Origin of the sequence: Streptomyces sp. NBC_01549 (assembly GCF_026339955.1) — a bacterium.
In the GTDB taxonomy this organism is placed as follows: domain Bacteria; phylum Actinomycetota; class Actinomycetes; order Streptomycetales; family Streptomycetaceae; genus Streptomyces.
The window spans coordinates 7,568,978-7,591,820 of the sequence record NZ_JAPEPW010000001.1 but is presented as its reverse complement, the minus strand read 5'-3'; the positions used below and the strand labels follow the sequence as shown (position 1 = coordinate 7,591,820).

Below are 22,843 nucleotides of genomic sequence, written 5' to 3'. Positions count from 1 at the left end.
GGTGCCGCAGGGTGGGAGCGACGTCGGTCTCATACGCGGCCAAGCCGGCCTGCGGTCCGCGACCCGCGGAGCTCGCCCGAGCCAGGCCGTACTGATCGAGCCAGGCCGTACTGATCGAGCGAGCGGACGTCGGTACGACGTGAGGCGGGCGTCAGCGCTGGAAGGCGGCGCCGAAGCGTGCGCCAGGGACGGGCGCGGCGAGTGTGTGCGGTCCGAAGCTCACCGACCTGGTCGCGGTGACGCCTGAGGCGGCACCGCGAAAGACCCACACGGCCCCCGAGCCGCTGTTCTCCTCCGGTGCCGAGACAGCGACGTACCCGCCGACGACGGCGGTGCTGCTGCCGAACCGGTCCCCTTTCTCGGCCGTACCGGGCACCCCGGCCGTGTTCTGGCTGAGGACCTGGACCCTGGTGCCGGAGAGACCCGTCGCGCTGCCCCTGAGGACGGCGAAACTGCCGGCGTCGGTCCGGCCGGCGAGGTCCTCGCCGGGGACACCGGCGACGACGTCGGCGTAACCGTCGCCGGTGACGTCGCCGACAGATACATCGGTGCCGAAGCGGTCGCCACTCTCCCCCGCGCCGGGGACGCCGGGAGTGTTCTGGCCGATCAGTGTGGCCCGCGGCGCGAGCCCGTTCGCTGTGCCCCGAACCACGCCCACCAGGCCGCCGCCTGCCGCCGTACTGCGGCCGAAGACGACATCCTGGCGTCCGTCGGCGTCGATGTCACCGAGGGCGATGCTGTCCGCGGACACGGTGTCGGGATAGGCGATGAACGGCCCTGCCACCAGACCGTTCTTGGTCCCCTTCAGCAGTCGCAGACGGGGCGGCGGGGGCGTCCCCCCGTCGTCCGAGTCCCACGAACCGCTGCTGACCACCAGGTCGGTGGTGCCGTCGCCGTCCACATCGCCCGCTTCCATCGCGTAGACAGGGACGTCCAGGTCGACGAGGGGTCCGGTGCGGGCCGCCGCACCGCTACGGCTGAAGGGCCCGAACCGCATCTGATAGGCCGTCGCCAGGTCCAGGTGCCCGTCCCCGTCGAAGTCACCGGCCCGGGTCTCCGCCCGGCCCTGGCCGACCGTGGTGGCGGTGGCGAGGCCACCCACACCTCCCCACACGACGGTCTGCAGCCCGACGTCACGCGCACTGCCGACGTCCTCGCCCGGGGCCCCTACGACCAGGTCGGTGAATCCGTCGCCGTCCAGGTCGGCCGCCGTGAGCTGGCCGCCGAAGTGGTCGCCCGTCTCCGCCGTGCCGGGTATCCCGTAGCGGTCCTGGCTGATCACTTGGCGCTTGACCCCGTTGGGGCCTTCGGCCATGCCGTAGACGACGGCGAAGTATCCGGCGCCGGACTTGCCGTTGACAGTGCCGCCGGGGGCGGCGATGGCGACATCGGTGTATCCGTCACCGTCGAAGTCGGCACGCACGGACGCCGCGGCACCGACGGCGAGGGCGCCCGCCGGGGCGTCTTCGGCGTAGGACACCACAGGGGCCGCCCCCGTCACGGCGATGACGGCAGCGGCGAAAGCGGCAGCGGACACATGGAGTCTTCGGGATGGCAAGGCAAACCCCTTGGAGTGGAGGGCGGTCGGCCGCGCTTCTCATACGCTCGGCAACCAACAAGACCCACGCGGGGCGCCAACGGTTGTACGCCGTCCATTCACCTCGGATTCATCCCGGCCGGACAGCGTCGCCTCCGCTCGGGGCGACGTGCGGCAGGAAGTACCGGCGAGCGCATCGCCGAGTCGTCGGTGTGACTGTCGGAGCCGGCGCGCGGAAAGCCTCCTTCGGGCGACTTGTATGGCCGGTGTCGCGAGCCCGCCGGTCGCTCTCGGGCATCATCACAACTGGTTGCCACATGCGGTGCCGGGGCACACCGGGCTCCGAACGTCGTCGAGTCGCATCCCTCTGCAGGAGATCCTCATGGACTACTTCGACCTCGGGACCTTGACCCGGCCCGTGTCGACCCGTTCGCCGAAAGCGCAGTGCTGGTTCGACCGCGGTCTGGTGTGGAGTTACGCGTTCAACCACGAAGAGGCGGTCACCTGCTTCGAATCGGCGGCGGCCACGGATCCCGACTGCGCCATGGCGTACTGGGGTGTCGCATACGCCCTGGGCCCCAACTACAACAAACCCTGGGAGTTCTTCGACGACGTCGAACTGCGGCACACGGTGGAACGGACGCACGCCGCCGTCGAACAGGCTCACGCGCTCCGTGAAGGGACCACTCCGATCGAGCGCGCCCTCATCAAGGCGCTGCGCGAACGCTATCCCGCCTCGCGCGCCGTGGAGGACTGTTCCGTCTGGAACGAGCCCTATGCCGAGGCCATGCGTGCCGTGTACGAACTCGCGCCCGACGACCTCGACGTCGCCACGCTCTACGCGGACGCGCTGATGAACCTCACCCCGTGGCAGCTGTGGGACCTGCGCACGGGCGAGCCCGCTCCCGGCGCGCACCCTGGAGGCGAAGGCCGTCCTCGACCGCGCGTTGCTGACCGGGACCGGTGTCCGTCACCCGGGCATCCTGCACATGTACATCCACCTGATGGAGATGTCGTCGACACCGGAGAAGGCCCTCGCCGTCGCCGACCGGCTGCCGGGCCTGGTACCGGACGCGGGGCACCTGCACCACATGCCCTCACACCTCGACGTGCTGTGCGGAGACTACCGACGGGTCGTGTCGGCCAACAGTGCCGCGATCGACGCGGACGAGAAGTCACGGCAGCTGTAGTTCGTGAGGCGTGAGGCATCGCCGCTGGCCAGCGTGGTGGGTGGGGTGCCTGCGGCAGGGGTACGGCCACCGGCATCGTGATCTTGTGTGACGAAGAATCAAGAAGCGGTGGCCGCGCAGGCCACGGTAGTACACGCCGGGTGGGACGGGTTGTTCGAGGGGTTGATGGGCCGGTTCGCGAGCTGCTTCCCGCGCCGGGAGACCCGGCTGACCTGCCGGAACATGGTCTCTGGGCTGCTGATGGTCAAGGAATCGGCGAACTGCTGGTCGTTGGCCGAGGCGATCGGCCACAGCGGTCCGCATGTCCTGCAGCACTTCTTGTCGAGGGCCCGCTTCGACACCGAGGCAGTCCGCCGGTCGGTCGCGGCCTGGACGGTGGAGCAACTCGGCGAGAGGGAGGTGATGTTGGTGGTGGACGAGACGGGCGATGAGAAGTCGTCCCTCGACGCGGTCGGCGCGGCCCGGCAGTACTCCGGGGCGCTGGGCGGGATCGGGCTGTGCCAGGTCGCGGTACACCTCTCCTACGTGAGTGCCGAGGGGCACGCGCTGGTCGACCGTCGGCTGTACCTGGGCGAGGCATGGGCGGCGGACGACGAGCGCCGTGAGCTGGTCGGGGTGCCCGACGAGAGGGTGTTCGCCACCAAGCCGCAACTGGCCGGCGACATGCTGGAGGACGCCCACGCCTCGGGGGTGCACACCGCGTGGGTGGCCGCCGACGAGGTCTACGGTGGACGGGAGTTGCGTGCGCGGATCCGTGCGCTGGGCTACGGCTACGCGATCGCGGTACCCACCAGCCACCGGGTCACCACCCCGGGCGCCGGGAAGAAGAAGGTCACCGCGCTGCTGGAGCGGGTGCCGAAGCGGGCCTGGATGCGGCTGAGGACCGGCCATGGCACCAAGGCCGAGCGGCTCTACGACTGGGCGATGATCGACGTGAACCCCGACGATGCGCCGCCCGGACAGGCCGCCGGGCACAGCCAGGTCCTGGTCCGACGCCACCGCCGCACCGGCACCCTTTCCTTCTACCGGACCTGGCACCCCGACCCGCAGCCGATATCGGTGCTGGTCAGCGCGGTCTGCCGCAGGTGGCGGGTCGAGGAGGACTTCCAGGGAGCCAAGGGCCTGGCCCACCTCGACACCGGCCAGGTCACCTGCTGGACGTCCTGGCACCGCTGGAGCCTCATGTCAATGATCGCCTACGCACTTCTGGCCGTCGGCGCCCTCCACGAGCGGCAACGCGCCCACCCCGCCAACTCCGACGACGAGTTGGCCATGGTGCCCGTCAGCCCGCGCGAACTCCTCGCGCTATTGCGGGTCTTCGCCCTGCCAAGGCCCCGCCAGGACACCGATCCGGCACACGCCCTGCGCTGGTCGAACTGGCGTCGCCGACACCAGCATCGCGCGACGGCCTGCCACCGCCGCTGGAACAACGTCACAGCAGTGGCCATCGCATGACAGGAACCTCACGAGTCACGAACTACAGCTGCCGTGGAAGTACCTGCGACGGGCCGGCGCGATGAACTTCTACACGCTTTACCGCTCGCACAACTATCACTTCAAGATCTACGGCGCGATGTTCCTCGGCCAGTCCAGGACGGCGCTGGAGACGGCCTCGCGGCTCGAGGAGTCCATCCCCGAGGAACTGCTGCGCGTGGAAAGCCCGCCCATGGCCGACTGGCTGGAGGGGTTCCTCGCCATGCGGGTGCACGTACTGATCCGATTCGGCCGGTGGGCGGAGATCCTCGCGCTGCCGATGCCCTCCGACCCGCGGCTGTACTGCGTCACCACGGCGATGCTGCACTACGCGCGCGGCGTGGCGTACTCCGCCACCGGGGCGACCGTCGAGGCCGAGGCCGAACGAGAATTGGCGGCCTTCTGCTCCTTGTAGTAGTAATCGTCCCCCGACACCACACTCGCGAGAAGCAGCGTGCCGGCGCTCAGGCTTCCGACGTTCTGCGGGAGCACGTAGAGATACGGGTTCGTCCAATTGCTCGTGTACTTCGCGTACTTGGCGTCGCTCGACAGGTACGCGGGTGCTTTGACATCAGCCAGCTTCTGCCAGCTCGTACCCGCGTCGTCACTCTTGTAGACGGGCATCGTCTGACCCACCGGAGCGGTCTGATCGTTCTCGAACGACGCCACGATCCGGCCGCTCGGAAGCTGGGCCGACTTCGGGTACAGAACGCAGGGGTTCTTGTTGCACGCGGCGGGATTGTCCGCCACGTACAAGTTCGACGGGACCGGCTGATATGCCGACGCACTCACGGCGGAGGCGATGACGAACGCCGAGCCGATGCCGATGGCTGTCACTGACGCGAGAGCCTTCCGTGCCAATTTCTGCATCAATGCCGGTATCAATGGAATTCCTCTGGGCGTTTGGTTGGCGGCCATCCTGCGAAAGGGGCGGTGCGAGGTCCGGCACGGGTCGACAGCTGCCAGTGGTCGACCGGTGCCGTCCGCGCCTGCTCGACATTCGTTCGCTGCACGAAGTCCGTATCGTGGAATACCGATTGACGGAGTGTGAGGCGGTCAGCCCCGCTTACTCACGGATGAGAATTCCGCTCAACGAGGCGTGAGCCGGATGGAGACAGTATTGGGACACGACGCCGTCATGTCACCGGCACGTTTCCGAAACTATTTCGCGAACCGACCGTCACCGGGTGTTGACCGGGCGGCGACCCAGGCCGTTGGTGCGGCCCGCCGCGCGCACGGGGCGAGGGAGGGCAGTGCCGCGGTGAGCGGGCGAGGCGGGGGCCGGAGCAGCCCATGAGCGGTGTCCGGTGGCGACACCGTCGGCACCTCGGGGTCGCCGAAATCGCCGATGGACCGGAAGATCGCTACGACCCCGTGGCTGACAGCGTCCAGGCCCTCCGTGCACAGGCCGTCCGGATCCTCCCCGCCCTGGTCCACGGCGGGCACCCTCCGGCACCATCCGTCCACACGGGAGAGCTCGGGCACATCTCCGTCATGAGCGAGCCCTTGGAGCGGCCTGCCCGCCGCCCTCTGATCACTCGGACGGCACGGGCTCGCCCGGCGACCCGGTCCCGGTCCGGTGAAGCCCCTGCGGTCACGGCGCGTGCGAGGAGCATAAATCGTGACTGATATGCGCAATAACCGTATTCTCGTGGATACCAAGTTATTTTCGACTTGGTTGCCGAAGGCGCCAGTGAGGCGAAGCGTGGTTCTGTCCGGCGGGAAACCGATGCCGCCGGGGCGCGCGACAGGCGGCACAGAGCCTGCCCGTTCCCGTGAGCGGTTTCTTCAGGGTGAGCCGGTCGACGCGGACGTGCGCACATCGATCTTGAGTTCGTGGCGGCGCAGTCGCTCCCTCGGCCTCTCGCCGGACCAGGCCGACCTTCCCTTCCGGGAAGATTTCGACCGGGACGGCCGGATCGTCCGCGCGGCCGTCCCCGTGCTCGACCAGCTGCAGGCCATGTTCGCCGGCAGCAAGATGAACATCTCCGTCGCCGATGCGAACGGGACGGTCCTCCTGCGCCGTTTCGGAGAGGCGTCGCTGGCCAGAAGTCTCCCGGCGTTCCAACGCGTCCCCGGATTCGTGTTCGCCGAACGGGTCGCCGGCACCAACGGCATCGGTCTCGCACTGGCGGAGCGGCAACTCATCCGGGTACACGGTGCCGAGCACTTCGCCGAGCGTTCTCAGCGAAGCGCCTGCCGCGCGCTTCCGGTCCGCGATCCGCTCAGCGGTCGTATCGAGGGCGTCTTGTGCTTCGGCTATCCCAGCAGCGCCGAAGACCCGGCGCTGGCGATCACGCTGCGCAAGGCGGCCCGGGCCATCGAGCGGCGGCTGCTCGGGCAGAGTTCCGCGCGTGAGCGCGCGCTGTTGCGGGCGTACCTGGACACCAGAGCCGAAGCCTCCGTCGGCCTTCACCGCACCATCGGGGTGGACGAACTGGCCCCCGTGCTGCACCCCCATGACCGGGCGGTCCTCACGGAGCGGGCCGCCGAGCTGATCTCCAGCGGGCAGCGGGCCGCCGTCGACGTGTACCTGTTCGACGGTCGGCGGGTCACCCTCGTGAGCCGTCCGATGACGAGTGGCTCAGGGGTGGAGGGTGTCGCCATCGAGGCCGTTCTCCCCGGCTCCTCAGCGCGAGTGCCTCTCGCCGCCCCGAGCCAGGTCGACGTGCCGCCGGGTTTCCCCAGCGACCTCGCCATGGTCACCACCGCCCCGCCGCCCCGGCTCGCTCCTGCCGTGGCGGCGCCCGGGCGTCTGTCCATCACCGCGCTGTCCAGACGCCTCCCCGACGTCGCGCGCGGCCTGTTCGGCACCGTCGGCAGGGGTCGCGTCGTGGACGACCAGCCGGACTCCCCGCCCCAGGCCAGAGAGCTCGTGATGGTGGGGGAACCGCGCGTGGGGACGTACGCCGTTGCCGCACGCCGCCGCCTGGAACTGCTGTCCGAGGCCAGCGCCCGCATCGGCACCACCCTGGACGTGCGCCGCACCGCCCAGGAACTCGCCGAGACGGCGGTGCCACGACTGGCCGACTTCGTCACCATCGACCTGCCGGAGGCCGTACTGCGCGGCGAGGAGTCCGCCGACCCCCGCAGTGACCTGCACCGTACGGTGGTCCACGGCATCCGCGACGACCTGCCCTTCAGCCCGGTGGGAGAGCAGGTCGACTTCGGCCTGACCACGCCCCAGATGCGCTGTCTGACCAGCGGGCAGGCAGTGCTGGAACCGGATCTGAAGGCCGCTGCGGGCTGGCTCGCCCAGGACCCCGAGCACACCGAACGGCTGCTCACCCACGTCCACTCCCTCATCGCGGTCCCCCTGGCCGCCCGCGGCGTGGTCCTGGGCATCGCCAGCTTCTACCGTGCGCAGGACCCCGCCCCCTTCGGTGACGACGACCGCTCGCTGGGCCTGGAACTCGCCAACCGGGCCGCCCTGTCCATCGACAACGCCCGGCGCTACACCCGCGAACGCACCATGGTCCTGACCCTGCAGCGCAGCCTGCTGCCGCACGATCTGCCCGATCAGGACGCCGTCGAGGTCGCCCATCGCTACCTGCCCGCCGAATCCGACGTGGGCGGGGACTGGTACGACGTCTTCCCCCTCTCCGGCACCCGTATCGGTCTCTTCGTCGGGGACGTCGTCGGCCACGGCATGCTCTCCGCCGCCACCATGGGCCAGCTGCGCACCGCCGCACGCAGCTTCGCCGAACTCGACTTCCCCCCGGACGAAGTCCTCACTCACCTCGACAACCTGGTGGGACGCCTGGACCGGGAGGAACCCGCCGCCGGTACCGGCGTCATCGGCGCGACCTGCCTGTACGCCATCTACGACCCGACCTCACAGCAGTGCACCATGGCCCGGGCCGGCCACCCTCCGCCCGCGCTGGTGCGGCCCGACGGCACCGTGTCGTTCCCCGACCTGCCCGCCGGGCCGCCCCTCGGCCTCGGGGGCCTGCCGTTCGAAGCCGCCGAGATCCACCTCCCCGAGGGCAGCCAGCTGCTCCTTTACACGGACGGGCTCATCGAGGACCGGCACCGCGACGTGGACATGGTCCTCGACAAGCTGCGCGGCGCCCTGGCCCACCCGGAGCACACACCGGAGCAGACCTGTCAGACGGTCCTGGACACCGTCGCGCCCGCCCACCCCGGTGATGACATCGCCCTGCTCGTCGCCCGCACCCACGCCCTGGACCCCCACCGGATCGCCACCTGGGACCTGCCCGCCGACCCGTCCCGGGTCAGTGAAGTCCGCGCCGCCGCCCTCCGGCAATTGGCCGACTGGGGACTCGACGAGACCGCGTTCGCCGCCGAACTGATGCTCAGCGAGCTGGTGACCAACGCCATCCGCCACGGCGCCGGGCCCATCCGGGTACGCCTGCTCCACGGCCGCACCCTGATCTGCGAGGTCTCCGACACCAGCAACACCGCTCCGCACCTGCGCCGGGCGGCCAGCACCGACGAGGGCGGCCGTGGCCTGTTCCTCGTCGCGCAGCTGGCGCAGAGCTGGGGTACGCGCTACCTGCCCGAGGGCAAGGTCATCTGGGCCGAATGCGGGCTCGACGGCGCCTGAGGGACCGAGCACGCGAATCCGCTCGTCATCCAGCGGACTCCACCACCGGCCACGCGCGAGGCGACCGTCGGACACGCGGATCGCCTGGGCGGCCCACTGACTCGCTGGAGTCGCGGAAGCGGGCAAGATATCTGAAATACTCCGATTCGCCCCATTGGTATCGACGATGAACGTCGGGAAGAACCAGCCAGACGACCCCTCGGAGATGTCCGTGCATGACGCTCCCGGCACTTCCCCGAAGGACGTCCCGCCTTTCGGGGCGGAACCTCTGGTCCGCATCCGCGGGCTCGGCAAGCGGTTCGGCGGGACCCTCGCACTGGCCGGGGTCGACCTCGACGTCCACGCCGGCAGCGTCCTCGCCCTCCTGGGTCCCAACGGCGCCGGAAAGTCCACGCTCATCAAGATCCTCGCCGGCGTCCACCACGCCGACACAGGGCGGATCACGGTGGACGGGCACCCGCTCGGGAGCCATGCCGCCACCCACAGCATGTCCTTCATCCACCAGGACCTCGGCCTCGTGGAGTGGATGACGGTCGCCGAGAACATCGCCCTGGGGACCGGGTATCCCCGACGCGCCGGCCTGGTTTCCTGGCGGCGGACCCGGGAGCGCTGCGCCGACGCCCTGAGGATCGTCGCCGGACATCTCGACCCCGACGCGTCGATCGCCGAACTCGCCCCCGCCGAGCGCTCGCTGGTCGCCATCGCCCGAGCCCTGGCGGCACACGCGAAGCTCATCGTCCTCGACGAGCCGACCGCCCGGCTCCCCGCCGCCGACTGCGCCCGGCTCTTCCGCGTGCTCCATGCCCTGCGCGACCGGGGGCACGGCATTCTCTACGTCAGCCACCGGCTCGACGAGGTGTACAAGGTCGCCGACACCTTCGCCGTCCTGCGCGACGGCCACGTGGTCAGCCACGGCCCGCTGGCGGGCCGCAGCCCCGCCCGTCTGGTGCACGACATCGTCGGCGAAGAACTGTCCGACCACCGGCCCGCCACGCTCCCGGCCGACGCCCGGACCGTCCTGACCCTCGACGGCGTACAGACCGCGGGCGCGGGACCCGTCAACCTGGAACTCAGGGCCGGGGAAGTCCTGGGCCTGGTCGGGCTCTCGGGCGCCGGACACATGGACCTGGGCCGAGCCCTGGCCGGTTCCCGGCCCGTCCTCGACGGGCGGGTCCTGCTCGGCGGTCAGCCGTACAGCCCACGTACGGTCACAGATGCCGTCCGCCTGGGTGTGGGCTTCGTGAGCGGAGACAGACAGCACGAGGGCTGCGCGGCCGAGCTGACCGTACGGGAGAACCTCCTGGCCAACCCCCGCGCAGGCGGCCTGTCGGCACTGAGCTGGATCAGCCCCCGCCGCGAACGCGCGGAGGCGGCCGGTCTGATCGAACGGCTCTCGGTGCAGCCCCGCGACAGCGAGGCGCCCATCGCGACCCTGTCCGGCGGAAACCAGCAGAAGGTTGTGATCGGCCGGTGGCTCCCGGTCGGCCCGCGCCTGCTGATCCTCGAGGAGCCCACCGCGAGCGTGGACATCGGCGCCAAGGCCGCGCTCTACCGGCTGCTCGACGACGGGCTGGCCGCCGGCCTTGCCGTCCTGCTCATTTCCACCGATTTCGAGGAGGTCGCGGGCGTGTGTCGACGCGCCCTGGTCTTCGTCCGCGGGTCCGTGAGGGCCGAGCTGAGCGGTCCGGCCCTCACTGTCGCCGGGCTCATCCGGGCGGCGTCGGCCATGCCGGTCTCCGGAACCGCGACCACCGCATGACGGACTCTCCCTCCGCTCCCCCACCCCGGCCGCAACGACCCGGGCCGCTGCGCCGCTTCGGCCGACCGGGCAGGCCACCGCGACCGCGCGGACCGGGCGGGCACCTCATCGGCAGGTACGGTCTCCTGGCTCTCACCGGCTTGCTCTTCCTGATCTTCTCCCTCGCCCTGCCGCGCACCTTCCCCACGCTGGACACCGTCGACGCGATCCTGTCCACCCAGTCGATCCCGGCCGTTCTGGCACTCGCCGCCACGGTCCCCATCGTGACGGGCAACTTCGACCTCTCCCTCGGCTACGGCCTCGGCCTGGCCCACGTCATGGTGATGCGCCTCGTCGTCAACGACGGGTGGCCCTGGCCGCTCGCCTGCCTCGCGGTGATCCTCGGTGGGGCGGTCGTGGGCATCCTCAACGGTGTCATCGTCGAGTTCGGCCGCATCGACTCCTTCATCGCCACGCTCGGGACCGGCAGCATGCTGTACGCCGTGACCGGCTGGATCACCGACGGTGCTCGGATCGTCCCCGGCCCCCAGGGCCTGCCGACCGCCTTCACCGACCTCTACGACTCCACGTTCCTCGGTCTTCCCCTCCCCGCCTTCTACGTGCTCGGACTCGCCGTCGCGCTCTGGCTCGTGCTGGAACGGCTGCCGTTCGGCCGGTGCCTGTACGTCATCGGTTCGAACCCACGCGTCGCCGACCTCATCGGTATCCCGACGCGCAGATACTCCGTCCACGCGTTCACCGCGTCGGGACTGATCGTCGGCCTCGCCGGTGTGCTGCTCGCGGCCCAGCAGCAGATTGGCAATCCCAGCGTCGGCCTCGACTACCTGCTGCCCGCCTTCGCCGCCGCCCTCCTCGGCTCCACCGCGCTCAAACCCGGCCGCCCCAACGCCATGGGGACCGTCGTCGCCGTCGCCGTCCTCGCCGTCGGCCTCACCGGCATCGGTCAGATGGGCGCCGGCTTCTGGACGATTCCGCTGTTCTACGGTGCCACCCTGCTCGTGGCCGTCGGTCTGTCCGGCTACTCCGCCCGCCGCCTGCGCACCGGCGCCGTGGCGGCCCGCGACTCGCCCGCCGCGGCGCCCCCACCGCCGTCCTCGCCGACGGGGGACGGCGGTGCGGCGGGGACCGCTCCATGATCCGCGCCATGGGTGTCACCGGGTGCCCTCGGCCGCATCGTCCCGCCCATTCCTCCGCGAGGAGCTCCCGTGCACGGCAACCGCAGAGCCACTCCCGGCGTCATGAAGGCGCGGTCCGTCGTCACCACCCTGCTGGCCGCGACAACGGTCCTCGCGGGCTGCGAACGCGGTTCGTCGAGCGGCCCGGGGGACTCCCCCACGCACCCGAGCGGCTGCCCCGCGGTCCGGGCCCGTGCCCAGGCCGCCATCAGAGAGGCGGAAAGGACCGACGTCCCCTGGAGCGGGCCGACCAGCGGCCCTACGGCCGTCTCCGGCAAGACCATCGTCTACGTCGCCCAGACCATGACCAATCCCGGCGTCGCGGGCGCCGCGAACGGTCTGCGGGAAGCCGCACGGGTCATCGGCTGGAACGTCAGGGTGATCGACGGCGAAGGCACGCCCGCTGGCGTCCAGGCGGCGATGAGCACGGCCTTGGCCCTCAAACCCTCGGGCATCGTCATCGGCGGCTTCGACCCCAACTCGACGTCGCTGCAGCTCTCGCAGGCCGACAAGGCAGGCATCCCGCTCATCGGCTGGCACGCGATCGCCGCCCCCGGACCCAGCCGAAGGCCGAAACTCTTCACCAACGTCACCACCCGGGTCGAGGACGTGGCCGGCATCAGCGCCCAGTGGATCATTTCGCACTCCGACGGCCACGCCGGGGTCGTGCTCATCACCGACGCCTCGATCCCCTTCGCCAGGAACAAGTCCGAGCTGATCCGGAAGGACCTCGCCACCTGCTCGGGCGTGAAGCTCCTGTCGTACGAGAACATCCCCATCTCGGACGCGAGCAGCCGCACTCCCCGGGAGATCTCCTCCCTCCTCTCCCGCTTCGGGAGCGCGTGGACCCACTCCGTCGCCATCAACGATCTGTACTTCGCCGACGCGGCCCCCGCCTTCCGTGCCGCGGGCCAAAAAGGCTCCGGGCCCCCCTTCAACATCGGCGCCGGCGACGGCGACCCCTCCGCCTTCCAGCGCATCAACAGCAGGCAATACCAGGCCGCCACCGTCCCCGAGCCACTGTCCCTGCAGGGCTGGCAGATCGTCGACGAGTTCAATCGCGCCTTCTCAGGCCGGCCCGCCAGCGGATACGTGGCTCCCGTCCACATCACCACGGCAGACAACAGCCACGGGGCCACGGCCTGGGACCCGTCGGGCTTTCGGGACGCGTACCGGAAGATCTGGGGCAAGTAACAGCCGCACGACGCCGACCGCGGCCTCCCCCGGCCGGGCAGGCCCCGCATGTCGTCACTGCTCACGTACCGCGCGGGCTATCAGCAGAGCGACGTCGTCGCGGTCATGCGGATGCCGCAGGCCCTCAAGCAGCCGGTCGCACGTTTCCTCCAACGGGCATTCGGCGACGTCGAGGGCGTGCACAAGGACCGCGAGGCGTTCGTCGATGGGGTGATGGCGGGTTTCGACCAGACCGTCCGTGTACAGGACCAGCCCGTCTCCCGGACCGAATTCGACGGCGGTCGCTTCGAACGGGACACCGCCGACTCCGAGCGGGATACCGGCCGGCAGGTCGAGCAGCCGGGGTCGCTCGCCGCAGCGCATGAGGACAGGAGGCAGGTGGCCGGCGTTGGCGATGAGGCACTCCCCGCGGTGGGGATCGTAGGCGGCGTAGAGGCACGTGGCGATGTACTGCTCCAGCCCGGAGGTGATCGAGTCGAGCTGCTCCAGAACCCGGGCGGGCTCCAGATCGAGGCTGGCGAAGGCGGCCGTGGCGGTACGCAGGCGCCCCATGGCCGCGGCGGCGTCGATGCCGCTGCCCATGACGTCGCCCACGACCAGGGCGGTCTTGTCGCCGCCGAGCGGGAGGACGTCGTACCAGTCGCCGCCGATCTCGTAGGCGGCCTGTGCCGGGACGTACCGGGAGGCGACCTGCAGGCCGGGAAGGCTCGACGGGTGGTCGGGGAGCAGGCTGCGCTGCAGGGTCTCGGCGGCGGTGCGCACGCTCTGGTGCGTGCGGGCGTTGTCGATGCACACCGCGGCGCGGAATGCCAGCTCGGTGGCGATGGAGAGGTCGTCCTCGTCGAAGGGCCGCGGATCACGAGCACGGGAGAGACCCAGGAAGCCCAGGACGGTGCCGCGTGCGGTCAGCGGGACGGCCATGTAGGAGTGCACCCCGGCCCGGGCCAGCAGCGTGGCGGCGCGGTCGTCGCCGGCGATACGCGTCAGGTCTTTGCCGTCGGCGTGGGGGATCAGGATGGGGCGGCCGGTGCGCACACATCGGGTGGCCACGCGATCGGCTGCATAGGAGGTGGTGTTCCCGGGCGGATCGGCGGCCCGGACGGCTTCGGTGGGGTAGGCGGCCTTCACCGCGAGGGCCCGGAAGAGAGCGGGGCCTTTGTCGGAGGCAGGGCAGTGCTCGTCGAGGACGGAGTCGAGGACGTCGACGGCGACCATGTCGGCGAACTCGGGAACGGTCACTTCGGCCAGCTCCCGGGCTGTCTCCTCGACTTCCAGGGTGGTGCCGATGCGAGCGGAGCCGTCGGCGATCAGGGCCAGACGCCGCCGGGTCTCGGTGGCCTCCATGGCCGACCTGTAGCGCTCACTGACGTCCACCACCAGTTCGGCCACCCCGAGAACACGGCCCTGGGTGTCCTCCAGCCGGTAGACCGAGATCGACCACGCGTGGCGTTGTTCCGGATCGGCCGGGGTGAAGCCGACGACGGTGGACTCGTCGAGCAGGGGCACCCCGGTCTCGAGGACCCGCCTCATCGCGGCCTCGATCCCATCGAACTTGTCGGCGCTCATGATCTCGCGGTAATGGCGGCCAAGGTGCTCTTTCGCGGGGACGCCATGCATCCGCTCCAGTGCGGGGTTGACGGCCAGGTACCTGAGGTCGGTGTCAAGGATCGCCAGCCCGAACGGGGACTGGGAGACCAGTCGGGTGGACAGGGCGACATCCCGTTCCACCTCGCGAAGTGTGGGTGAGTCGGTGCCGAGCCCCAGGGCGTAGAAGTCGCCGCGGTCATCCAGCAGCCGCATGTTGCGCAGCTCCACCAGCCGTGTGCTGCCGTCCTTGCAGCGGATGGGAAACGTGCCGCCCCAGCTCTGGCCGGTCTCCATGACCTCGGCGAACTTCTTGATCACCCAGTCCCAGTCCTCTTCACGGACCAGGAGCAGTGCGGCGTACTGCCCGAGCGCCTCCTCCGCGGTGTACCCGTACAGTTCCTCTGCCTGGGGACTCCACAGGACGATCCGCCCGTCCGCGTCCAACAGTGTCGCCGCGACGCCGAGAAGGTCCATCAGCCCGCTCGGCTGCAACGACTCGCGGTCCCGGCGGGGGCGAGCCCAGTCGATGCCGGACGGATGCCATTCGGCTTCGCTCATCACAGGCACTCCTTCCGCGGCCGGCGGCACGCGGGGCCAGACGCCGACCTGGAGCGCGGCCTGCCTGTCTCCACAGGCGCGTCGCCTTCCATGGTCCCCCACGACCGCCGGACTACACACCCGGACCGCACGACACGGCCTGCACGGCCCCGACATTGATGATCAAAACGGCCGCAGCGGAAAGGAGAGCCCTCACCCCGCACACCCCCGCCGTCGCACCGCGTGATCGGTGCCGGAGCGTACGGGTGACAGGTCCTTGCGCCGGCGCCGGACCGAGAACGCCGCGCGATGGATCACGGCGACGCCTCCGGGCTCCACGACTCCGGTGATGTCGGCCTCGAACGAGGTGCGGCCGCTCTCGCGTTCGGCGACCCACACCTCGTTCACCCGGACCACCGCGCGGTGGACAGCCGCGCCGAGCCGCAGCACGATCCGATCGCGACAACCGGACGAGGTGCCCGCGACGTGACGGCTCAGTCCAGGTCGGACATGTCGAGTACGAAGCGGTAGCGGACGTCGTTGCGTCCCAGGCGGTCGAGGGCCTCGTTCACGCGCGCCGAGGGGAGGAGCTCGATGTCCGCGGTGATGCCGTGCTCGGCGCAGAAATCCAGCATGGCGACGGTCGCGGGCCTGCCGCCGCTGCCCGCGGAGCTGAGCTTCTTGCGTCCCACGAGCAGGTCGATGGTCTCCACCGTGACGGGTCCGAGGTGCCCGAGGTTACTGAGCGTCCCGTCCATGGCCACCAGGCGGAGATAGGGGCCCAGATCATGCGGGGCGGAGATGGTGTCGATGACGACGTCGAACCGGTCACGGGCGTCGGCCATCCGTTCCGGGTCCGTGGAGACAATGAGACCGTGGGCGCCGAGCCGACGAGCGTCCTCGGCCTTGTCGGGTGAGCGGCTGATGACCGAGGTGTCGGCACCGAGCGCCACGGCGATCTTGACCGCGAGATGTCCCAGACCCCCCAGTCCCGCCACGGCGACGCGACTGCCAGGCCCCACGCCCAGGGTGTGCAGGGGTTCCCAGACGGTGATCCCGGCGCGGAGCAGAGGCGCGGCAGCGGCCGGATCCAGACCGGTGGGAAGCCGGTAGGCGAACCGTTCGCGGACGACGTACTCGCGGGAGTAGCCCCCCAAGGTGGTAGATCCGTCGCGCCGGTCGACACCGCCGTAAGTCAGGGTCGGGAAGGCATGGCAGAAGTTCTCCTGGCCGGCCCGGCACATGGAACACTCCCCGCACGAATCGACGATGTTGCCGACCGCCACGGGGTCACCGACGGAGAAGCCTGTGACGGCAGACCCTGTCTCGGCCACCACGCCCGTGAACTCGTGCCCCGGCACCAGGTGACTCCCTTCAGCGTCGTGGCCGCGGACGGCGTGCAGATCGGTGTGGCAGACACCGCAGTAGTCCACCCGGATCGCGAGGTCGTCCGCGCGCAGGTCGCGCCGCTTTATCGGTGTCCGTCGCAGCGTCGCCGTCGGGCCGTCCGCCTGCCAGCCAGTTGTTGTCCGCACGGTACAGCTCCTTAAACAGACTGTTCGGTCTATCCAAAAATAGACACACCCGCCCCGTCAGGCAAACCAACTGTTCTGTTTGGTAGCCTACGGACATGACAGACCGGCCCCTGAGCTCACGCGGAGCGGCGACATACCAGCGAATCCTCGATGTGGCGACCCGCGAGTTCGCCGAGCACGGGATCGCCGGAGCGCGTATTGAGCGGATCGCGGCCGCCGCACGCACGAACAAGGCGCAGCTCTACGCCTACTTCGGAAACAAGGAAGGGCTCTTCGACGCCATCTTCTTCGGCTCGCTGGAGCGCATCGTGAACGTCGTGCCGATCGATGCCACCGACCTTGCGGACTGGGCCGTACGCCTCTACGACGAGTACCTCCGCCGCCCGGACCTGATCCGGCTGGCCACCTGGGCACGTCTGGAACGCCGTTCGACCGGACACTTGGTGGACGACCCCGACCGCCTCGACGACCGAAAGCTGCGGGCCATCGCCGAAGCCCAGGCCGCCGGCCTGGTCCGCCCGGGAGACCCGTTCGACGTGATGGCCATGGTCATCGCCATGTCCATGGCCTGGTCACCGGTCAGCAACGTCTACGCGGCAACCGCCGAGGAGCCCCCCGAAGTGCACGAGCAGCGTCGGACCCTGCTCCGCGAGAGCGTCCACCGCGCCATGGCAGCCTACCGAAACGGGAGCCAGGACATCGGCCCCGGCTGATCTCCACGGTGCGGCACACCGCCGGTCCCGCCTCACGCCCGCTTCCCGCCATGAACACCCGTTCCCCGTAGAGGAGTTCGAGGGACTGCCCGGGAACTCACCCCAGTTCCCCACGCGTTCGACACTGCACAGGTGCAACGCGCGCGAACCGAACGGGTGCCAGGGGATACGACATGACGGAGATTCTTGTCATCGGAGGCGGTATCGCCGGTACGGCGACGGCCTTGGCCCTGCACAAGGCCGGTTTCGACGTCACCGTGTACGAGGCGCACCCCGAGTCGGCCGAGGACATCGGTGCCTTCCTCACGCTCGCGAGCAACGGCATGCGCGCCCTCGCCCAGATCGACGCCTCCGCCGCGGTCACCGAGGTCGGCTTCCCGCTTCGTTCCATGAGCGTGCTCGACGCAGCGGGTACCGAGGTGGCACAGATGCCGCTCGGAGAGGCCCACGACCCGCTTCTCACGTACCGATGCCTGCGCCGTGGCGAGTTCAACGCCGCCCTGCAGGCAGAGGCCACGCGCCGCGGCATCGGCCTCCGGCGCGGCGCCCGGCTCGCCTCCGTCGAGGACGGTCCGCACGGAGTCACCGCACGTTTCACCGACGGCTCCACCGCGACCGGTGACCTGCTGATCGGCGCCGACGGGCTGAACTCCACCGTTCGCGAATCGATCGCCCCTGAGACGCAGCCCTGCTTCGCGGGTGAGAGCGTCTTCTACGGCTGCGCCAGTGAGGCACCCCTGGTCGCGGAGACCGGGCGTTTCATGATGGTGAGGGGCGGCGCGGCAGCCTTCGGCTGTGCGATGTCGCCCGGCGGAGAGACGTTCTGGTTCGTGCGTCTGGCCGGTGCCCCCCTGTCCGCCGACGACATCACGCACGGCACGCCCGGCCACTGGCGTGGGCTGCTCGTGCCGTTGCTGCGCGGGGACGCCACTCCCGCCGCGGACGTGGTCGCGGCCACCACCGACCGCATCATGGTCACCAATGCGACTGAGGTACCGACCGGCACACCATGGCGCCACGGACGGACTCTGATCATTGGCGACGCTGCCCACGCGGCCTCCCCCGCGACCGGGCAAGGAGCCTCGATGGCGCTGGAGGACGCTGTCGTACTCGCGAAGTCGCTGCGGGACGCGCCCGACACCGAGTCCGCGCTCTCCCTCTACGAGGCCCTCCGCCGCCCGCGTGTGGAGTACAACATCACGATGAGCGGCAAGATCTCCCGCGGCCTCCACTCACCTTCACGCACCGACCGGAGAACGCCCGCTCCCCGCCCCGGGGACAGCGACCTCATCCAGCACCTGGACTGGGACTTCGACATCTCGACCACGGGCGAAGACAGTTCGGCGGCAGCAGCGCGCGGCGGTCGGGACACCGGTTGACGGAGCCGCCGGGTCCGGCCTGCGGGGAGACGAGGTCCGCGCGGTAACGCGACCGCGCCCGACAGCTTCTGGAGACCACCACCAGGCCGTTGCCGTCGACGATCACGAACGCCTTGGTGACTGCCATGGGACGGCGTCCACCAGGGGTCTCACTTCGCTGTGCGGCCTTCTGTCACCCACCAGCCGCCCTCACCAGATGGCGCAGGTCGGGTCACCGACGACACCTGTAGGGCTTCCGCCCGTCGGGGCGAGTTCGCGGGATGCGGAGCCTGGTCGGGCGCCGGGCCTGACTCCAGCTGCCGCTCACGTGACCATGGCGCAATTGCGGCATGTCACATCAGCGACAACAGCGGTCCAGTGTTCTCGCTCGACAGCGACCCCATACTCCGGATGATCTACCAATTTCACTTCTCCTGAGGGGTCTCTTTGCGTTTCACTCCCGTTCCCAGACCAGGCCCGATCGCGCTTGCCGCGGTCGTCGCCCTGGCGATGGGCGTTCTACCCGCCACCGCGTCGCCCGCGGACTCGGCCGGTCCGTCGCAGGTCAAGGACGCCGCGCACCAGCCGCTGACGAGCGGTGGCGCGCACACCGTCACCCTCATCACCGGCGACAAGGTCACGATCGGCACCGCATCGGACGGCGCCGAAGTCCGGTCCTTCACAAGCCCGGACGGAACGGCCGCGGCCTTCCACCGCTCGGTCGTGGACGGTTCGACGTACGTCTACCCCGATGCGGCCCTGCCGTATGTCACCGCGGGGACGCTGGACAAACAACTGTTCAACGTGACGAAGCTGATCGCCGACGGCTACGACGACGACCACGCCGCCCGGTTGCCGCTCATCGTCCGCTACACCGACGCCGCCGCCAAGTCCCGGACCCAGCCGAGGGTGGCCGGCTCGACGGTCGTGCACCGGCTGGACAGCGTCCAGGGCGCGGCCGTCGCGGAGGACCGCAAGCAGGCTCCGGCGTTCTGGTCCGCGCTCACCGGCGGTTCCACCTCGGCGGCGGCGCGATCGGCGACCCCGGCCCTCGCGGGCGGCGTCGCCAAGGTCTGGCTGGACGGCAAGGTGAAGGCCGACCTCGCCGACTCGACCGCCCAGATCGGCGCGCCGCAGGTCTGGTCGCAGGGGGACACCGGCAAGGGTGTCAAGGTCGCGGTCCTCGACACCGGTGTCGACGCCGCGCACCCCGACCTCGCGGGGCAGGTCGACGCCAGCGCAAGCTTCGTCCCGGCCGACCAGACCATCACCGACTTCGTGGGCCACGGCACCCACGTCGCGTCGACGATCGCCGGAACCGGCAGCGCCTCCGACGGCAAGGAGCGGGGTGTCGCGCCCGGCGCCCGCCTGGAGATCGGCAAGGTGCTGGACCCGAGGGGCCAGGGACAGCAGTCCTGGATCATCGCCGGCATGGAATGGGCCGCCCGGGATCAGCAGGCCAGGATCATCAGCATGAGCCTGGGAGGCGGCAACGGGGACCCCCACGATCCGCTGAGTACGGCCGTCGACCAACTCAGCGCCGAGACCGGCGCGTTGTTCGTCGTCGCCGCCGGCAACGGCGGCAGTACGCAGACCATCAACAGTCCCGGTGCCGCGGACTCCGCGCTGACCGTCGGGGCCGTCGACTCCGCCGACAAGCTCGCCGGCTTCTCCAGCCAGGGCCCGCGCAACGTCGACGCCGGGCTGAAGCCCGAAATCACGGCGCCAGGCGTGAACATCATCGCGGCCCGCTCCCAGGACAGTTCGAGCGGCTCGGGCTACTACACCACGATGAGCGGCACGTCGATGGCGACACCGCATGTCGCCGGCGCCGCCGCGCTGCTGGCCTCCGTCCACCCCGACTGGACCGGCGAGCAGTTGAAGGAGGCACTGGTCAGCAGCGCCAAGGCCACGCCGTCGTACACCCCGTACCAGGCGGGCGCCGGCCGGGTGGACGCCAACGCGGCAGTGCACGCTTCGGTCTTCGCGACCGCCGGCGCATCCTCCGGCTTCCACTCATGGCCCCAGAAGCCGGGAGAGACCGACGCCCAGAAGGTGACGTACACCAACGTCGGCGACGCTCCGCTCAGCCTCGACCTGGCCGTCGACTCCCGTGCCCCGGCGGGCTCGTTCACCCTCTCCGCCGCCAAGGTCACCGTTCCCGCGCACGGCACCACCTCGGTGACCCTGACCACGGACGTGGAACGACTGCCGGCCGACCAGGCGATCAGCGGCGTGATCACCGGCACGGACGGCACCGGAGTGGTACGGACCCGGACTCTGATCGGCGCCGAGAGGGAGGGGCCGAAGTACGGCCTGACCATCGTCGCGAAGGACCGATCGGGCAAGCCGCTCACCGGCATGGTCACCGTCACCGCGGAACGCCTCATGACGACGGTCGAACTCGACGCGTCGGGCACCGGCACGCTGCGGCTGCCCACACGTACCTACAGCGGATGGCTCATCGCCACGGTGCAGGGGGCCAAGGGGCCCCATTCCCTGGGGATGGCACTGCTCAGCTTCGCCGGTCTCCAATTGGACCGGGACCGCACCGTCACCCTCGACGCCCGCAAGGTTCGTCAGGTCAAGGTGAACGTGCCGAAGGAGGCCACCGCGGTCATATCGCGGCTGGACGTCCGCCAGGAGTTCTCCGACAGTTCGACCTCCACCTGCACGATGCTTCCCGGTGATAGGGACTACGGTTTCGAGGCGTACGACAGCGTCTGGGCGCTCCCGACCGCCGGGAAGGCAGCCGGGTTCGCGTTCGGTGCCCGCTTCCGCCTTGAGCAGCCGGCCCTGACCCTGGGCACGAAGACGAAGACCTACAAGGACCTGCTGGTCGAGCGCGCGGCGACGCCGTTGCCGGCCGGCACGCGGAAGCTGACGGCGGTCTTCGCGGGCGAAGGGACGGCCGAAGACCTCGCCCGGCACGACGTCCACGGCAAGATCGCGGTGGTACGGCGAAGCGACTCCGTGGGGATCAAGGAGCAGGCGGCAGCCGCCGCGGCAGCGGGCGCACGGGTGCTCCTGGTCGTCAACGACGGAGACGGCCGGCTGAGCCCCTGGGACAACATCACCGGGAGCACCCTGCACCCGCCCGCGCTGACGGTGGCGACGCTCGGCGCCGACCAGGGCGGTCCCCTGATCGACGCGCTCCAGCGGAGCAGGGTCGAGCTGACGGTCACCTCGCACCCCACCACCGACTACGTCTACGACCTGGTGCACCACTGGGCGGGCGGTGTCCCGGCGGATCCGACCTGGACGGTGAAGCCGAGCGACCTCGCACGCGTGGACGTCTCGTTCCGTAACTACCGGCGGGAGGGCCAGGCGTACGAGTTCCTCAAGACCATGTCCGCGGACTGGGACGACGTCTGGGTACCGCTCCCCGCGCCCACCCAAGGGCATCGGACGGACTGGGTCGCAGGGGACTCCGACTGGCTGGACGCGGCCGGTATCTACGGCGAGACCGGTCAGTTGTCGATGGACGTCCTGCACTACCCGGCCGGGACGACCAGCAAGGTCAGCTGGTTCGGGCCGATCCAGCGCCCCCGGATGAGTGTGTCGGGCGGCAACCAGCCAGGACGCTACCTGGACACGATGCTGGTCCCGGCGCCCGGCTGGGGCGACTCCGGCGCGGGCCATGTCGGCGACGCCTACGCCAACTTCGACGTCAATGACCGGGAGACGCTCTACCAGGGCGATCAGGAACTCGACTGGAGCAACGCCGAGAAGCTGCTGGTCGCCGGCCTCGCGCCGGAGCGGCTGCCCTACCGCCTGGTGGTCGACAACAGCCGTGGCAACTGGACCAACCCGTACTCGACACACACGCTGACCGAGTGGAACTTCACCTCCGCCGCCACCGACGAGGCCACGCCCCTGCCTCTGATCCAGCTCGACTACGGGGTGGACACCGACGCGGCGGGTCGGGCTGACCGGCACGCCGACCTGACGGTGACCGCTTCCCCCATGGAGGGCACGACGGCTGCCATCGGGAAGGTCTCCCTCGAGGTTTCGTACGACGACGGGGCGACCTGGCAGCGGCCGGACCTGCGCCACAACGGCGCCGGATGGCGGACGGCCCTGCGCGCGCCGAGAACGGCCGGCTTCGTCAGCCTCCGCGTCACCGCCCGGGACAGTGACAACGACACCGTCTCGCAGACGATCACCCGGGCCTTCGGCCTGCGCTGACGTCACCTGACCCAGCAACCTCGCCGGGCG

General features: G+C 70.2%; 13 protein-coding genes and 3 pseudogenes. 10 read left to right on the top strand and 6 right to left on the bottom strand.

Going from position 1 to position 22,843, the window contains the following annotated elements:
* Window positions 1–151: 151 nt before the first annotated feature.
* On the bottom strand, window positions 152–1,537 hold the full coding sequence (locus OG819_RS34060) for an FG-GAP-like repeat-containing protein (RefSeq protein WP_266638476.1): 1,386 nt from the start codon (window positions 1,535–1,537) through the stop codon (window positions 152–154).
* A gap of 382 nt (window positions 1,538–1,919) precedes the next feature.
* Between OG819_RS34060 and OG819_RS34055 the strand changes: the two are divergent.
* The 3 genes and pseudogenes from OG819_RS34055 to OG819_RS34045 all read left to right on the top strand — a co-directional run.
* Window positions 1,920–2,712: pseudogene (locus tag OG819_RS34055) on the top strand (hypothetical protein); the annotation flags it as partial.
* A 102-nt stretch (window positions 2,713–2,814) separates the two neighbouring features.
* Window positions 2,815–4,182, top strand: a complete 1,368-nt coding sequence (locus tag OG819_RS34050; protein WP_266647750.1) for an IS701 family transposase — start codon at window positions 2,815–2,817, stop codon at window positions 4,180–4,182.
* Window positions 4,183–4,231: 49 nt separating this feature from the next.
* A pseudogene (locus OG819_RS34045) lies at window positions 4,232–4,594 on the top strand (hypothetical protein); the annotation flags it as partial.
* Here OG819_RS34045 and OG819_RS34040 read toward each other — a convergent pair.
* Both OG819_RS34040 and OG819_RS34035 read right to left on the bottom strand, forming a co-directional pair.
* A pseudogene (locus OG819_RS34040) lies at window positions 4,591–5,061 on the bottom strand (hypothetical protein); the annotation flags it as partial. The pseudogenes OG819_RS34045 and OG819_RS34040 sit on opposite strands and share 4 nt — an antisense overlap.
* A 300-nt stretch (window positions 5,062–5,361) precedes the next feature.
* A complete protein-coding gene (locus OG819_RS34035; RefSeq protein ID WP_266652454.1) occupies window positions 5,362–5,646 on the bottom strand; it encodes a hypothetical protein in 285 nt (94 codons plus the stop codon).
* A 259-nt stretch (window positions 5,647–5,905) separates the two neighbouring features.
* Between OG819_RS34035 and OG819_RS34030 the strand changes: the two genes are divergently transcribed.
* The 4 genes from OG819_RS34030 to OG819_RS34015 all read left to right on the top strand — a co-directional run bounded on the left by OG819_RS34030 (window position 5,906) and on the right by OG819_RS34015 (window position 12,895).
* Window positions 5,906–8,767 (top strand): SpoIIE family protein phosphatase, encoded by a 2,862-nt coding sequence (locus OG819_RS34030; protein ID WP_266638478.1) that lies wholly within the window; start codon window positions 5,906–5,908, stop codon window positions 8,765–8,767.
* Window positions 8,768–8,972: 205 nt separating this feature from the next.
* Window positions 8,973–10,526: a sugar ABC transporter ATP-binding protein gene (locus OG819_RS34025; RefSeq protein ID WP_266652452.1), complete on the top strand. Its 1,554-nt coding sequence runs from the start codon at window positions 8,973–8,975 to the stop codon at window positions 10,524–10,526.
* Window positions 10,523–11,662 (top strand): ABC transporter permease, encoded by a 1,140-nt coding sequence (locus OG819_RS34020; RefSeq protein WP_266652450.1) that lies wholly within the window; start codon window positions 10,523–10,525, stop codon window positions 11,660–11,662. The genes OG819_RS34025 and OG819_RS34020 overlap by 4 nt, the downstream gene beginning before the upstream one ends.
* 69 nt (window positions 11,663–11,731) lie before the next feature.
* Window positions 11,732–12,895, top strand: coding sequence for a substrate-binding domain-containing protein (locus OG819_RS34015; protein WP_266638481.1), 1,164 nt, complete (start codon window positions 11,732–11,734; stop codon window positions 12,893–12,895).
* A 54-nt stretch (window positions 12,896–12,949) separates the two neighbouring features.
* Here the strand turns inward: OG819_RS34015 and OG819_RS34010 are convergent, their stop codons facing one another.
* The 3 genes from OG819_RS34010 to OG819_RS34000 all read right to left on the bottom strand — a co-directional run bounded on the left by OG819_RS34010 (window position 12,950) and on the right by OG819_RS34000 (window position 16,554).
* Window positions 12,950–15,040, bottom strand: a complete 2,091-nt coding sequence (locus OG819_RS34010) for a SpoIIE family protein phosphatase (RefSeq protein WP_266638482.1) — start codon at window positions 15,038–15,040, stop codon at window positions 12,950–12,952.
* Between the two features lie 192 nt (window positions 15,041–15,232).
* On the bottom strand, window positions 15,233–15,469 hold the full coding sequence (locus OG819_RS34005) for a hypothetical protein (RefSeq protein WP_266638483.1): 237 nt from the start codon (window positions 15,467–15,469) through the stop codon (window positions 15,233–15,235).
* Window positions 15,470–15,513: 44 nt separating this feature from the next.
* On the bottom strand, window positions 15,514–16,554 hold the full coding sequence (locus tag OG819_RS34000) for an NAD(P)-dependent alcohol dehydrogenase (RefSeq protein WP_266652448.1): 1,041 nt from the start codon (window positions 16,552–16,554) through the stop codon (window positions 15,514–15,516).
* Window positions 16,555–16,649: 95 nt separating this feature from the next.
* Here OG819_RS34000 and OG819_RS33995 point away from each other — a divergent pair, with 95 nt between their 5' ends.
* The 3 genes from OG819_RS33995 to OG819_RS33985 all read left to right on the top strand — a co-directional run bounded on the left by OG819_RS33995 (window position 16,650) and on the right by OG819_RS33985 (window position 22,813).
* Window positions 16,650–17,267 carry a TetR/AcrR family transcriptional regulator gene (locus OG819_RS33995; protein ID WP_266652446.1) on the top strand — a complete coding sequence of 206 codons (618 nt, stop codon included), beginning with the start codon at window positions 16,650–16,652 and terminating at the stop codon, window positions 17,265–17,267.
* Between the two features lie 173 nt (window positions 17,268–17,440).
* Window positions 17,441–18,646 (top strand): NAD(P)/FAD-dependent oxidoreductase, encoded by a 1,206-nt coding sequence (locus tag OG819_RS33990; protein WP_266652444.1) that lies wholly within the window; start codon window positions 17,441–17,443, stop codon window positions 18,644–18,646.
* Window positions 18,647–19,072: 426 nt separating this feature from the next.
* Window positions 19,073–22,813, top strand: a complete 3,741-nt coding sequence (locus OG819_RS33985; RefSeq protein ID WP_266638487.1) for a S8 family serine peptidase — start codon at window positions 19,073–19,075, stop codon at window positions 22,811–22,813.
* Window positions 22,814–22,843 lie beyond the last annotated feature (30 nt).

What these genes read in the sequence shown, in the direction of transcription:
- OG819_RS34025 (WP_266652452.1), top strand. Translation starts at nt 8,973, where the DNA reads ATGTCCGTGCATGACGCTCCCGGCACTTCCCCGAAGGACGTCCCGCCT.
- OG819_RS34020 (WP_266652450.1), top strand. Translation starts at nt 10,523, where the DNA reads ATGACGGACTCTCCCTCCGCTCCCCCACCCCGGCCGCAACGACCCGGG.
- OG819_RS34010 (WP_266638482.1), bottom strand. Translation starts at nt 15,040, where the DNA reads ATGAGCGAAGCCGAATGGCATCCGTCCGGCATCGACTGGGCTCGCCCC.
- OG819_RS33995 (WP_266652446.1), top strand. Translation starts at nt 16,650, where the DNA reads ATGACAGACCGGCCCCTGAGCTCACGCGGAGCGGCGACATACCAGCGA.
- OG819_RS33990 (WP_266652444.1), top strand. Translation starts at nt 17,441, where the DNA reads ATGACGGAGATTCTTGTCATCGGAGGCGGTATCGCCGGTACGGCGACG.